Origin of the sequence: Pygmaiobacter massiliensis (genome assembly GCF_900199435.1) — a bacterium.
Taxonomy (GTDB): Bacteria; Bacillota; Clostridia; order Oscillospirales; family Ruminococcaceae; genus Pygmaiobacter; species Pygmaiobacter massiliensis.
Window position 1 is genome coordinate 572,300 of sequence record NZ_OAML01000003.1, and the last position, 12,561, is coordinate 584,860.

Consider the following 12,561-nt stretch of genomic DNA (forward strand, 5'->3'; position numbering starts at 1 on the left):
GATAAAAATAAAAAACAAGGGCTGCCCGAAATGTAGGGGCAGCCCTTGTTTTTTATTGCTTTTAGCTTAAGTCGCGTCCTACAAGATAATCAAGGCTGACATCGTAAAAGTCAGCCAATGCTATCACAATGTCTAAAGGCAGCACACGTTCGCCCCGCTCATATTTTGAGTAAAGCGACTGGTCACACTGCAGATAATCCGCAATCTGTCGCTGGGTCAAATCAGCATCTTCGCGGAGATCGCGAATTTTCATTTTCATATTCATCACCAAAGTAATTATATTTTAGTACAATATGTCCTATTGAATTTTAGGACTATTCGTCCTAAAATATACAAGAGGTGGTTTTTTTGGCCGATTATAAAAAAATGTACCATACGATGTTTCGCGCCTCGGAGCAAGCAATTAATTTATTAATTGCAGCACAGCTGGAGTGTGAGAGGCTATATCTCGCAGGAGAGGAACCGACCCTGCAGATGGCAGCTTTTACAGAACAAAAAAAGAGCATGGAAGAACCGAAGTAAACGTCTTCCATGCTCTTTTTTTATGTGCCAGATAACTGGTTTGGTTAATTAAGTGTTTTGCCGAAAAATGCGGCAGTGGCTTTTACCTTCTGCATTACCGCATCAAACTTTGCGGGGGTCAGGCTCTGTGCACCATCCGAAAGTGCATGTTTCGGGTCGTTATGCACCTCAATCATCAGGCCATCAGCTCCTGCTGCGATAGCGGCCATGCTCAGCGGCTCCACCATCCAGGCAATGCCTGCCGCGTGGCTCGGGTCTACCACAACGGGCAGATGCGTTTTTGCTTTCAGCATCGGCACCGCAGAAAGGTCGAGCGTATTGCGCATGCTCGGCTCAAAGGTGCGAATGCCACGCTCGCAGAGAATCACCTTTTCGTTGCCACCGGCCATGATATACTCGGCGCTCATCAGCCACTCTTCAATTGTAGCAGAAAGACCGCGTTTGAGCAAAATGGGCTTATCCAGTGTGCCAAGCGCTTTGAGTAATTCAAAGTTTTGCATGTTGCGCGCACCGACCTGAATCATATCCACGTCTTCAAATAAAGGCAAATCTTCTGTGTTCATAATTTCGGTTACAATGGGCAGCCCGGTTGCACGGCGTGCAGCACAGAGCAATTCTAGCCCTTCGCCGCGTAGGCCCTGGAAAGAGTAAGGAGAGGTGCGAGGCTTAAAGGCGCCGCCGCGCAGCAGGCTTGCACCGCTGCTTTTTACAGCTTCGGCAACACCAATAATCTGGGGCTCGCTTTCTACACTGCAAGGGCCAGCCATAACAGCAAAGTTGCAGCCGCCAATTTTCACTCCTTTTACTTCGATTGTGCTGTCATCGGGATGAAATTTGCGATTTGCAGCTTTGTAAGGCTCAGAAATGCGCTTTACTTCTTCCACAAAATCGTTGGCAGCAAGCTGGTCGACATCCAGCTTAGATACGTCGCCCACAAGGCCGATGAGATGCGTGTTTTCGCCGACGCTTTCGTGAATGCCGAGACCCTGAGATTTCAGATCCTCGGTGAAAGTGGCAATCTGCTCTTCACTGGCAGATTTTTTAAAAATGATGATCATATGGGTACTCTCCTTTTCTTTCGGCTAGATGAAACAAAATAAAAAACACCGCGCTCTGCAATGCAGCGGCGCGGTGTTTGGCTTACGTAGAAAACCTTACAAATCGCGTTTCGGCACAGCAGAAGAAGCCCCGGTAAAATAATAACCGAAGCTAAAATAATATGCAGCTGTGCAGTTGATGTGATTCATAGTAAAACCTCGTGGTTCGATTTTTGTTCAGTATAAACCTCGAAAAAATGATTGTCAACCCTAAATTTTTGGGCTAGAGCAGCGCAGATAGTTTTGCGAAATCTTCAAGCAGCATGTTTTCAGGGCGAACCATCGCACCTCGTCCAAGCGATTCCACAGCTTCGGCAACGGTTGCCTTCGGCAAAGAAAGCCCCGCGGAAATGCCGTTTACCGCTGTTTTGCGACGCTGGCTAAAGGCTGCCTTAATAATGGCAAACATGCGCTTTTCATTTGCCGGGCGTACCGGTGGAACGATGTGCGGAACCAGTTTAATGACGGCACTGGTTACTTTGGGCGGCGGTGTAAAACTACCGGGAGAGACGGTGAACAGTGTTTCCGGCTCTGCAAAATAGCGCACCGCCAAACTGATGGCACCGCTTTCGCGGCTGCCGGGTGCAGCGGCAATTCGGTCGGCTGCCTCTTTTTGCACCATAACCGTAATGCTTTCAATCGGCAGGCGCTCCTCGAGCAATTTCATTAAGATAGGGCTGGTGATATAGTAAGGAAGGTTCGCCACTACGGCAACTTTCAGCCCTGCAAACTCTTCCCGAATCAGTTCGGCAAGGTCGGTTTTCAGCACGTCACCCAGCACGATTTTTACGTTGTCCACTTCCGCCAGGCTCTCTTCAAGCAGCGCTGGCAGCCGCGTATCCACCTCTACCGATACTACCTTTGCGGCGGCTTTTGCAGCCTCTTTGGTCAGTACGCCGATGCCGGGGCCAATCTCCAGCACGCCGTAACTTTTATCAATACCGGAGGCTGCAATCATGCGGGGGCAGACGGAGGGGTTAACGATGAAGTTTTGGCCGAAGCCTTTAGAAAGCGCAAACCCATGTTTTTCGCACAGGGCGCGGATATAGCTCATATTGGTTAATTCGGGCATAAGTGATCCTGCTTTCCGGCCAGGCGGCCGATTGGTAATTTGATCGGTTTTTCTCTTGTGAAAAGCCGCATTTGAGCTTATTGTAACCATCAACAGTATAACATAATTCTTGCGCAATCTGCAAAAAAACGATATGATAAAGAAAATAATTACCGGAAACTCGGAAATCTAAGAGGTGAACCCTATGAGCCGTCGCGATAAAATTAATTACTATCTGGATATTGCAGATACCGTCTCTCAGCGTGGTACCTGCCTGCGCCGCAACTATGGTGCAATCATCGTACAAAACGACCAGATTATTGCCACCGGATACGTCGGAGCCCCGCGCAGCCGCAAAAACTGCAGCGATTTAGGCTACTGCATTCGAGAAAAATTGCAGGTACCCCGTGGCGAGCGGTACGAGCTTTGCCGCAGTGTGCATGCCGAAGCAAACGCCATCATCAACGCCCCTCGTGTAGACATGATCGGCGCGACCCTTTACCTTTCGGGCCGCGACGCAAAAACGCACGAATATATTCCTGATGCGATGTGCTGCAGCATGTGCAAACGAATGATTATCAATGCCGGTATCTCCACCGTAATCGTGCGCATCAATGAGGATGAGTTCCGCACCGTCAATGTGGAATCTGAGTGGATTGGCCATGATGAAAGCCTGGAAGGAACCTTCGGCTATTAAGGAGTCTGAAATGCTGCACAGTTTAGAACATGCACGCACCGAAATCGACCGCATCGATGCCGAGATGACAGCTTTGTTTGAGGCACGGATGAAAGCGGTCGGTGAGGTCGTCGCCTATAAAAAAGAGCACGGCATGTCGGTGCTGGATGCTTCCCGCGAGGAGGCTGTAATTGCCAAAAATACGGCGCGCCTTTGTGAGCCGGCTTTAGCCGAATATTACACTGATTTTATTAAAAGTGTGATGGCATCCTCACGTAAATACCAAACCCGGATTTTGTTTGGCAGCCATGTCGGGTACCAGGGGACGGAGGGCGCATTTTCTCACATTGCGGCCAGCCGTTTGTTTGCGGGTGCAAAGCAGACTGCGTTTGCAAGCTTTGACGACGTGCTTTCTGCTGTGGAAGCAGGGCAGATTGACGTGGGCGTTTTGCCGTTTGAAAACAGCACCACCGGCGAAGTGGGTGAAGTGCTGGATTTGCTATACCGGCACGAAAACTGCTATATCTCTGGCTGGTATGATTTGGAGGTGCGCCAAAACCTGCTGGGTGTACCCGGCGCCGTGATGAGCGATTTGAAACAAGTATACTCCCACCCGCAGGCGCTACACCAAAGCAGCGACTTTTTGCGTGAACGCGGCTGGGAACTGATTCCCTATGCCAATACGGCAAAGGCAGCGGAGTATGTAAGCTGCACCGGAGATAAAACCAAGGCGGCGGTTGCGTCGCAGGAGACGGCAGCCCTCTATGGGCTTTCGGTGCTGGCAGCAGATATTAACTCGAGCGCAGTCAACACTACCCGCTTTATTCTGATTACACGTACCAAAACAAATATTGGCAGCCGGTTTGGGTTGCTGTTTACCGTAGACCACGATGCCGGTAGTTTGGTGAAGGCACTGGCCATTATTGGTGCCCATAGCTTTAATATGGAGTGCCTGCGCAGCCGCGCGATGAAAGAGCTGCCGTGGCAGTACTACTTTTATGCCGAGCTGGATGGGGGCCTTGCAAGTGAGAATGCCACCGCAATGTTAAAAGAGCTGCAAACCGTCTGCAAAACCCTGCGCACCCTTGGCTGCTACAGCAAAATAGAACAAGCTTAGACAAGTTTTTTGCCACACTGCTGTGCGAAAGCTTGACAACGTATAAAAATTCACTTATACTGGAAAAAACTTACGAATTTTGGAGCCCGTTTTTATGGAAAAGCGAAATTTTAAAGCAGCATATTTTTACTTTAGCTTCGGTTATTTTTTTACCGAGGCAAATTTGTGCTGCGCAAATCCGGTTTAATGGGCTTATTGCAACAGTGAAGCCAAAATCCGGCAGCCTGCGTAGCGGGTTGCCGGATTTTTTGTTTTTAAATTGTGGGCTGAAACAAAACAGCCGAAGCAAAAAGGAGTGTGCGTGATGAAAACACTGCATATGGAGCTGGGCCGAGACAGCTATGATATCTTGATGGAACATGGGTTGCTGGGCTCGGCAGCCAAATATCTAAACCTCGACCGCAAGGTGCTGATTGTCACGGACGACGGTGTGCCTGAGCAATATGCAAAGCTGCTTTCGGCGCAGTGTAAAACGCCGTTTGTTATGCGGGTGATGCAGGGCGAAGGGGCAAAAAGCTTTGCTGTGTTTCAGCAGCTTTTGGCAGAGATGCTGCACCAGAATTTTGGCCGCAAGGACTGCGTGGTCGCGCTTGGCGGCGGTGTGATGGGCGACCTTGCAGGATTTGTTGCCGCAAGCTATATGCGCGGTGTGGATTTTTATAACATTCCCACGACCACCCTTTCTCAGGTAGACTCCTCCATCGGCGGTAAAGTCGCCATCAATTTTGAAGATGTTAAAAACAGCATCGGCGCATTTTACCAGCCAAAGCGGGTGTTAATCGATCCGGAAACGCTGAAAACACAAAATCGCCGCCAGCTAGTGAACGGTTTGGCAGAAGCAATCAAAACCGGACTGATTCACGATGCGGGACTGTTTGAGATGTTTGAGCAGGAGGATGCACTGGCAAAACTTGATGAAGTTATCTGGCGCAGCTTGCTGGTGAAACAATACGTAGTAGAAAATGATGAAAAAGAAGCGGATTTGCGCAAGACCCTAAACTTTGGGCACACGCTGGGGCATGGCATTGAAAGTGCAGTTGGCCTTGGCACCCTGCTACACGGTGAATGTGTCGGCCTCGGCATGCTTGCCATTACAGAGGAACCGCTGCGCAGCCGGATTGCGAATGTACTCCAGAAATATGGCCTGCCCACTGCTGTTGATTATGACAAAGAGTATGCGTATGCCGCTGTTTGCCACGATAAAAAGGGCAACGGTGAAACGACAACCATTGTAAAAGTAACCCAACCCGGCAGCTGCACGCTAGAAGTTGTGCTAACGGCATCGCTGAAGGCTCTTTTGGTGTAATAAAAGCAAATCACGCTGCCGGTGTGGCAGATGAAGGAGCGTTGAAATAATGAAAAATACATTTGGCAATGCAGTTTCGGTCACTTTGTTTGGCGAGTCGCACGGGCCGAGCATTGGCGCAGTAATAGACGGGCTTGCACCGGGAGTTACAGTTGACCTTGACCATCTAAAACAGCAGCTGACGCTGCGCCGCCCCACGGGAAAGCTTTCCACCGCCCGGCAAGAGCAGGATGAATTTACAATTGTCAGCGGTTTTGTGGATGGACACACCACCGGTACTCCGATGACGATTTTGATTCCCAATACGCAGCAGCACAGCAAAGACTACGCGGCGCTACGGGATTTGCCTCGGCCTGCCCATGCGGATTTTGCGGCGCGCTGCAAATACCACGGGTTTGAAGACGTACGCGGCGGTGGGCATTTTTCGGGCCGCATTACAGCGCCGCTTGTTGCGGCGGGGGCGGTTGCACTACAAATTCTTTCCGCCCACGATATTCGGGTTGGCACCCATATTGCAGCTTGCGCCGGCATAGCAGATGCCCCGCTGCCAGAAGATGAGAGGCTGCTGACGCAGGCATTGGAAACACTGAATAAAAAAGAGTTTGCAGTGCTCGATGAGATTGCAGCAGCGCAGATGAAAGCCGCAATAGAAACGGCGCGTGCAGAACTGGACTCGGTAGGCGGTGTGCTGGAAACAGCCGTCACAGGCTTGCCGGCGGGGGTAGGGGAACCGTGGTTCGACTCCGTAGAAAGTATACTCTCTCATCTGCTTTTCTCGGTGCCAGGTGTGAAAGGCGTAGAGTTTGGCGACGGGTTTGGGCTGTGTGCGCAACGCGGCAGTGCTGCCAACGATGCGTTTTGTATCAAAGAGGGAAAGGTGGCGACCAGTACCAACCATAACGGCGGCATCAATGGCGGCATCACCAACGGCATGCCTTTGCGCATCCGTACCGCGGTTAAGCCGACCCCGTCCATCTATCAGCCGCAGCAAACCGTAAACCTTGCAACAGGGCAAGAAACAACGCTTTCTATTGAAGGCCGGCACGACCCGGCGATTGTACACCGTGCCCGCGTGGTGGCAGACAGCGTGATTGCTCTGGGGCTTTTGGATTTGCTGACCCAGCGTTTTGGTACCGACTGGCAGACAGGTGAAAAATAAAGCACCGACGTAAACCTGCACCATGTGCAGATAAGCAGCAGATAGAAAGGAAACACCCTATGCAACCACAGCGTTACGGACTGCTCGGCGAACATCTTGGGCATAGCTTTTCTAAAATCATTCACGAGCAGCTTGCAGACTATACCTATGACCTCATTGAATTGCCGCCGGAGCATCTCGCTGATTTTTTGACGGAGAAAAACTTTGCGGCGCTCAATGTAACCATACCATATAAACAGGCAGTCATGCCCTATTTGGATGAAATTGACCCGCGTGCGCAAAGCATCGGCGCAGTTAATACGATTGTCAACCGTGAGGGTAAGCTTTACGGCTATAATACCGATTTTGATGGCGTAGTTGCCTTAATTGAGCATCTTGGCATCGAGGTGGCGGGGCGACAGGCACTCATTCTCGGCACAGGCGGCACCTCCTGTACCGTTGCCGCAGCACTCGAGCATCTCGGCGCAGCGGCCGTGCACAAAGCCAGCCGCACCGGCAAAGGCGGCGCGCTGACTTATGAAGAAGCAGCACTGGAAAACATAGAATTGATTTTCAACACGACCCCTTGCGGTATGTACCCGAAGGTGGGGGAACAGGCGATTTCGCTGGCACCATTTAGCGACCTTTGCGGTGTGCTGGATGCTGTGTATAACCCACTGCGTACTGCATTGGTGCTTAACGCGGCACAGCAAGCCATACCCGCAGAGGGCGGGCTATATATGCTGGTTGCGCAGGCAGTGCGCGCGGCAGAATATTTTCTGGATACCACTTTTAAACCGGGTATAACCGAGCAGATGTACCGCACGGTGCTTGCACAAAAAGAAAATTTAATTTTAACCGGTATGCCAGGCAGCGGAAAAAGCACAGTGGGCAGGCAACTTGCCGAAGTGCTGCACCGCCCCTTTATAGATATTGATGCTGAAATAGTGAAACGTATCGGTTGCTCTATCTCTGACTATTTTGCACAATATGGAGAAAATGCTTTTCGGGAAATAGAAAGCAGCGTCACCAAAGAAATTGGCGCCCAGACCGGGCTTGTGATTGCCACAGGTGGCGGCACCATACTGCGGGAGGATAACCTTGCGGCTTTAAAGCAAAATGGTAGGCTGCTATTTCTTGACCGCCCGTTAGAAGCACTGGAAACCGGTAATGGCAGACCACTTTCAGCAGACAAACAAGCACTCGCAAGGCGATATGAAGAGCGGATGCCGCGTTACCTTTCCACTGCGGATGCAGTGGTGGACGGCAGCGGCAGTGTAGCTGACACTTTAGAAAATTGTAAAAACGCATGGCAGAGGTTTGGCTTTTTGCAAAGTGCCAGCGCAGATGCTGCAAGATAGAAAGGAGCGACGCAGATGAAATTCTTGGTTTTAAACGGCCCAAATCTTAATTTTTTGGGAATTCGTGAGCCGGAAATTTACGGAAAAGCAACCTACGGCGATTTAGAAACGCTCGTGCGACAAGTCTGTGCAGAAGAAGACATAGAAGTGCGCATTGCCCAGTCCAATCACGAAGGAGTGCTCGTGGATGAGATTCAATCGGCTTACGGAGATTGTGATGGCATCGTTATCAATCCGGCGGCCTATACCCACACCAGCGTGGCGCTTTTAGATGCACTGAAAGCAGTTGGACTGCCCGCAGTAGAGGTGCATATTTCAGACGTATCTAAACGAGAAGATTTTCGGCAGATTTCTTACCTTCGGGCAGCATGCATTGCGACCGTGGCAGGCGAGGGATTGCCCGGCTATGCAACTGCAATTGGGCTTTTGAAAAAACATATCTTAGGTGCTTCGCTACCACCGAATGCGTAATGGCTCTGCAAATCAACGCAGAGTGCAGCTAAAACTAAAATAACCGCACGCAAAGCGACGTAGACGGAATAGAAAGGGTTTTACCAATGATTATTACCATGAAAAAAGGTGTGCCTCAGCAGGAGACCGAGGCCGTTATCAAACGCATTACTTCTCTCGGCCTTACCGTTACCGAAATTGAAGGCACTGACTTTGACGTTTTTGGCGTTGTGGGCAACACTACGATGCTGGATGATCGCCAAATTGCGGCATCCCCGTATGTGGACCATGTGCAGCGGGTTTCTGCGCCGTACAAACTGGTCAACCGCGTTTTCCATCCGGAAGATACCGTGGTAGATGTAGGCGGCGTGAAAATCGGCGCAGGTCAGCCGATCGCTGTTATGGCAGGCCCCTGTGCTATTGAAAGCCGCGAGCTGACACAGCAAATTGCAGAAAAAGTAAAAGAAGCCGGTGCAACGTTTTTTCGCGGCGGCGCCTACAAACCCCGTACCTCGCCCTACTCTTTCCAGGGGCTTGAGAGCAAAGGCATCCGCTATATGGTTGAAGCAAGAGAGAAATATGGTATGCCCATTGTCAGCGAGCTGATGAGTGCGGACAAGCTGGACGAATTTGTGGAAAACGTAGACCTGATTCAGATTGGCGCGCGCAATATGCAGAACTTTCAGCTGCTGAAAGAGCTGGGGCGCATCAAAACTCCGATTTTGCTGAAGCGCGGCCTTTCCGCCACAATTGAAGAATGGCTGATGAGCGCGGAATATATTATGGCAGGCGGCAACGAGAACGTCATTCTCTGCGAGCGCGGCATTCGCACTTTCGAGCCGTATACCCGCAATACGCTGGATCTTTCGGTGGTGCCCATCGTAAAACAGCGCAGCCATTTGCCCATTGTCATTGATCCCTCTCACGCCACGGGCAATCGCAAGCTGGTGGAATCTATGGCCCTCGCTGCTATCGCAGCAGGTGCAGACGGTCTGATGATTGAAACTCATGTTGATCCGCCGCATGCTTCCAGTGATGGTGCACAGAGCCTGTACCCGGAGCAGCTGGCTACGCTCATCGAAAAAGGCCGTGCCATTGCCCATGTTGTCGGGCGGGATTTGTAATGCTCGCGCGGGTATTTCCGGGCAGGGCAGACGGCACGGTGGTTGCGCCGCCTTCCAAAAGCGTCGCTCACCGTGCCTTAATTGCCGCTGCCCTTGCAAAGGGGAAAAGCCGCATTACCGGGGCGGGTAGCTCCAAGGATATTATCGCGACAACTGCTGCACTGAAAGCACTAGGGGCCCATATCACGCACCAGGGCGAAAGACTGATAGTAGACGGCTGCGACCCGCGCGCCCACGCTGCCACGTCGGTGGATTGTAACGAATCCGGTTCCACGTTGCGGTTTTTGATTCCGGTGTTTGCCCTGGGGGGTGAAGAAATTATCTTTACCGGCAAAGGCAGACTGCCGCATCGCCCGCAGCAGGTATACCAGCAGCTATTTACTGAGCAAGGCTTGCCGTTTGCACAAACCGAGCAGGGCATACAGCTTAGCGGCCCGCTCCCCTCCGGGCACTACCGGCTGCGCGGCGATGTTTCGAGCCAGTTTGTGACGGGGCTTTTGTTTGCGTTGCCTCTTTGTGAACAAGATAGTGTGCTGGAAATTAGCGAGCCATTTGAATCCCGCAGCTATGTGGTGATGACGCTCAAAATATTGCGTGATTTTGGCATTAACGCGGAATGGCAGAGCGAGAACTTGCTGCGCATTCCGGGCAAACAGTGCTATCATCCGCAAGATGTTACGGTTGAGGGAGATTACAGCGGCGCGGCATTCTTTGGACTGCTGGGAGCACTTTCCGGACCTGTTCATTGTTGTGGTCTTAGAGCAGATACCGCGCAGGGCGATGCTGTGTTTTTCAATTTTTTGCGCCAATTTGGAGCAGAAGTAGAAGCAATAGAAGATGGCTTTGCGGTTTCTCCGGCATCGCTTACCGGTGGCACGATTGACCTTGCGGATTGCCCGGATTTGGGCCCGGCTGCGATGGTGCTTGCCTGCTTTGCAAAAGGAGAAACAACACTGCAAAATGCGGCGCGACTTCGCCTAAAAGAGAGCGATCGCATTGCAGCAATGGAAGCGGAATTGCGCAAATTCGGTTTCCTGATAGAATCAAGTGAAAATGAAATCATTGTGCATGGCAAAGCAAGCGAAATGCCTGAAAGTGTGCCGGTGATTGACGCGCATAATGACCACCGCATTGCAATGAGCATGGCGATTTGTGCCGCTGCAAGCGGAGTGCCCGCAGAAATTGCAGGTGCAGAATGCGTTGCCAAAAGCTACCCTGAATTTTTTGATGACCTGCGGCGTGCAGGCATTGGTGTGGAGTTGAGCGTATGATTACAAAAGAAACCCGCATACTGATTATAGGCCTTGGCCTTTTGGGCGGTAGCTATGCACGTGCATTGACCCGTGCAGGCTGCCATGTAGAGGCGATTGATACCAACCCGGACAGCATCGGTTATGCATTGCACGAGGGGATTATCTGCGCCGGCGCCACCGAACCCGAACCGGAGATGCTGCGCAATGCGGATCTCATTATCTTTGGCCTTTATCCCAAAACGATGATTGACTGGGTGCGAGCACAACAGCAGCACTGCAAACCGGGCGCCTTGCTCACCGATGTTTCCGGCGTCAAAGGTGGTGTGCTGGATGTGATACAGGGCTTTTTGCGTGAAGACCTTGAGTTCGTTGGCTGCCACCCCATGGCAGGGCGAGAGGTGAGTGGCGTGCGAAACAGCAATGACGCGATGTTTGCCCCTGCGAACTTTATTGTGGTGCCCACGGAAAAAAATACCCCGCAGGGGCTTGATACTGCCACCGAGCTGGGTGCGCTGCTAGGCTTTCACACGGTTACGCGGCTTTCGATGCAAGAGCATGACGCGATTATTGGATTTGTATCCCAGCTTACCCATGCAATTGCAGTGTCGCTGATGACCTGCAATAATGATGAAAACTTGCAAAATTATACCGGCGATTCGTTCCGCGATTTGACCCGTATTGCCCGCATCAACGAAAACCTTTGGAGCGAACTGTTTTTGCTGAATAAAATAGCCTTAATTGAACAAATTGACGCTTTTTCAGGCGAACTTTTTAAAATGCGGCAAATGTTGGAAACAGAGGATGCCGAAGGTTTAAAAGAAATGTTCCGCAAATCTACAAAGCGCCGGGCTTTGTTTGACCGGCCGTAAATTTGCCGTGTAGCGATATTTGCCGGGTAGGTGGAGAAAAAGCAAAAAATATGCCGCATTTTTTCAAAAAAGGTGTTGACAAAGCCGCTTTGTCGTGGTATATTAATTAAGCACTATTCGCTGGTGTAGCTCAGTTGGTAGAGCAGCTGATTTGTAATCAGCAGGTCGGGGGTTCAAGTCCGTCCACCAGCTCCACTAACCCAGGCAAATTGAATATGGAGGAGTTCCCGAGTGGCCAAAGGGGGCAGACTGTAAATCTGTTGCGTAATCGCTTCGATGGTCCGAATCCATCCTCCTCCACCAAGCAAAAAACCGCTTAAACATTTATGTTTATGGCGGTTTTTTGTTGTTTTAAATTTTTTAGAGCTATTTTGCTGAGCCCTGGCCCACAATGCATATCATATACCTGCAATTTCGGCTTTGTACTTTATCGCTTCCATGCTCGTGACAAAAAACGACATACTTGTTATAATTATTACGTCTGTGCACGTTTGTTCTTTCTCAAGGCGCTAAAGTTTTAACCGCCCAGAGGAACAAGTGATTGACAGGCAGGTAGTGCAGTCTGCCCGGAACGGGCTTTTGCTTTGTGAGAGGAGA

General features: G+C 50.8%; 13 protein-coding genes and 2 tRNA genes. 12 read left to right on the forward strand and 3 right to left on the reverse strand.

Translation table 11 applies throughout. The features are described 5' to 3' along the window. Nucleotides 1-61: 61 nt before the first annotated feature. Entirely contained in the window at nucleotides 62-259 is a 198-nt protein-coding gene (locus tag C1A11_RS07315) for a helix-turn-helix domain-containing protein (protein ID WP_102051031.1), read from the reverse strand. Nucleotides 260-348: 89 nt separating this feature from the next. Between C1A11_RS07315 and C1A11_RS13800 the strand changes: the two genes are divergently transcribed. Next, nucleotides 349-522 (forward strand): hypothetical protein, encoded by a 174-nt coding sequence (locus C1A11_RS13800; RefSeq protein WP_180950280.1) that lies wholly within the window; start codon nucleotides 349-351, stop codon nucleotides 520-522. A gap of 44 nt (nucleotides 523-566) precedes the next feature. Here C1A11_RS13800 and aroF (C1A11_RS07320) read toward each other — a convergent pair whose 3' ends face one another. Together aroF (C1A11_RS07320) and rsmA are read right to left on the reverse strand one after the other, a co-directional pair. Then, nucleotides 567-1,580 carry a 3-deoxy-7-phosphoheptulonate synthase gene (gene aroF / locus C1A11_RS07320; protein WP_102049832.1) on the reverse strand — a complete coding sequence of 338 codons (1,014 nt, stop codon included), beginning with the start codon at nucleotides 1,578-1,580 and terminating at the stop codon, nucleotides 567-569. A gap of 262 nt (nucleotides 1,581-1,842) precedes the next feature. Continuing rightward, nucleotides 1,843-2,691, reverse strand: coding sequence for a 16S rRNA (adenine(1518)-N(6)/adenine(1519)-N(6))-dimethyltransferase RsmA (gene rsmA / locus C1A11_RS07325; RefSeq protein WP_102049833.1), 849 nt, complete (start codon nucleotides 2,689-2,691; stop codon nucleotides 1,843-1,845). Between the two features lie 184 nt (nucleotides 2,692-2,875). On the opposite strand from rsmA, the gene C1A11_RS07330 reads away from it, so the two are divergent. The 11 genes from C1A11_RS07330 to C1A11_RS07385 all read left to right on the forward strand — a co-directional run bounded on the left by C1A11_RS07330 (nucleotide 2,876) and on the right by C1A11_RS07385 (nucleotide 12,267). Then, the gene (locus C1A11_RS07330) at nucleotides 2,876-3,367 is read left to right on the forward strand and encodes a deoxycytidylate deaminase (RefSeq protein ID WP_102049834.1); all 492 of its coding nucleotides are present in this window, start codon (nucleotides 2,876-2,878) and stop codon (nucleotides 3,365-3,367) included. Continuing rightward, nucleotides 3,333-4,463, forward strand: a complete 1,131-nt coding sequence (locus C1A11_RS07335; RefSeq protein WP_242965868.1) for a bifunctional chorismate mutase/prephenate dehydratase — start codon at nucleotides 3,333-3,335, stop codon at nucleotides 4,461-4,463. The genes C1A11_RS07330 and C1A11_RS07335 overlap by 35 nt, the downstream gene beginning before the upstream one ends. 304 nt (nucleotides 4,464-4,767) lie before the next feature. Then, on the forward strand, nucleotides 4,768-5,769 hold the full coding sequence (aroB, locus tag C1A11_RS07345; protein WP_102049836.1) for a 3-dehydroquinate synthase: 1,002 nt from the start codon (nucleotides 4,768-4,770) through the stop codon (nucleotides 5,767-5,769). A gap of 49 nt (nucleotides 5,770-5,818) precedes the next feature. Next, nucleotides 5,819-6,928: a chorismate synthase gene (aroC, locus tag C1A11_RS07350; protein WP_102049837.1), complete on the forward strand. Its 1,110-nt coding sequence runs from the start codon at nucleotides 5,819-5,821 to the stop codon at nucleotides 6,926-6,928. Between the two features lie 59 nt (nucleotides 6,929-6,987). After that, complete coding sequence (locus C1A11_RS07355) at nucleotides 6,988-8,268, forward strand: shikimate kinase (protein ID WP_102049838.1); 1,281 nt, start codon at nucleotides 6,988-6,990, stop codon at nucleotides 8,266-8,268. 15 nt (nucleotides 8,269-8,283) lie between these two features. Next, nucleotides 8,284-8,739: a type II 3-dehydroquinate dehydratase gene (aroQ, locus tag C1A11_RS07360; RefSeq protein WP_102049839.1), complete on the forward strand. Its 456-nt coding sequence runs from the start codon at nucleotides 8,284-8,286 to the stop codon at nucleotides 8,737-8,739. Between the two features lie 86 nt (nucleotides 8,740-8,825). Then, nucleotides 8,826-9,842 (forward strand): 3-deoxy-7-phosphoheptulonate synthase, encoded by a 1,017-nt coding sequence (aroF, locus tag C1A11_RS07365; RefSeq protein WP_102049840.1) that lies wholly within the window; start codon nucleotides 8,826-8,828, stop codon nucleotides 9,840-9,842. Then, entirely contained in the window at nucleotides 9,842-11,113 is a 1,272-nt protein-coding gene (gene aroA / locus C1A11_RS07370) for a 3-phosphoshikimate 1-carboxyvinyltransferase (protein WP_102049841.1), read from the forward strand. The genes aroF (C1A11_RS07365) and aroA overlap by 1 nt, the downstream gene beginning before the upstream one ends. Beyond that, a complete protein-coding gene (locus C1A11_RS07375; protein WP_102049842.1) occupies nucleotides 11,110-11,964 on the forward strand; it encodes a prephenate dehydrogenase in 855 nt (284 codons plus the stop codon). Before aroA ends, C1A11_RS07375 begins: the two co-directional genes overlap by 4 nt. 119 nt (nucleotides 11,965-12,083) lie before the next feature. Continuing rightward, nucleotides 12,084-12,159: transfer RNA gene (locus C1A11_RS07380), tRNA-Thr, on the forward strand. A gap of 22 nt (nucleotides 12,160-12,181) precedes the next feature. Then, nucleotides 12,182-12,267: transfer RNA gene (locus C1A11_RS07385), tRNA-Tyr, on the forward strand. The last annotated feature ends 294 nt before the right edge of the window (nucleotides 12,268-12,561 follow it).

Excerpts from the sequence above, each read along its gene's own strand:
- rsmA (WP_102049833.1), bottom strand. The coding sequence starts at position 2,691 with ATGCCCGAATTAACCAATATGAGCTATATCCGCGCCCTGTGCGAAAAA.
- C1A11_RS07315 (WP_102051031.1), bottom strand. The coding sequence starts at position 259 with ATGAAAATGAAAATTCGCGATCTCCGCGAAGATGCTGATTTGACCCAG.
- C1A11_RS07330 (WP_102049834.1), top strand. The coding sequence starts at position 2,876 with ATGAGCCGTCGCGATAAAATTAATTACTATCTGGATATTGCAGATACC.
- C1A11_RS07375 (WP_102049842.1), top strand. The coding sequence starts at position 11,110 with ATGATTACAAAAGAAACCCGCATACTGATTATAGGCCTTGGCCTTTTG.
- aroB (WP_102049836.1), top strand. The coding sequence starts at position 4,768 with ATGAAAACACTGCATATGGAGCTGGGCCGAGACAGCTATGATATCTTG.
- aroF (WP_102049832.1), bottom strand. The coding sequence starts at position 1,580 with ATGATCATCATTTTTAAAAAATCTGCCAGTGAAGAGCAGATTGCCACT.
- C1A11_RS07355 (WP_102049838.1), top strand. The coding sequence starts at position 6,988 with ATGCAACCACAGCGTTACGGACTGCTCGGCGAACATCTTGGGCATAGC.
- C1A11_RS07335 (WP_242965868.1), top strand. The coding sequence starts at position 3,333 with ATGATGAAAGCCTGGAAGGAACCTTCGGCTATTAAGGAGTCTGAAATG.
- aroF (WP_102049840.1), top strand. The coding sequence starts at position 8,826 with ATGATTATTACCATGAAAAAAGGTGTGCCTCAGCAGGAGACCGAGGCC.
- aroC (WP_102049837.1), top strand. The coding sequence starts at position 5,819 with ATGAAAAATACATTTGGCAATGCAGTTTCGGTCACTTTGTTTGGCGAG.
- aroQ (WP_102049839.1), top strand. The coding sequence starts at position 8,284 with ATGAAATTCTTGGTTTTAAACGGCCCAAATCTTAATTTTTTGGGAATT.
- aroA (WP_102049841.1), top strand. The coding sequence starts at position 9,842 with ATGCTCGCGCGGGTATTTCCGGGCAGGGCAGACGGCACGGTGGTTGCG.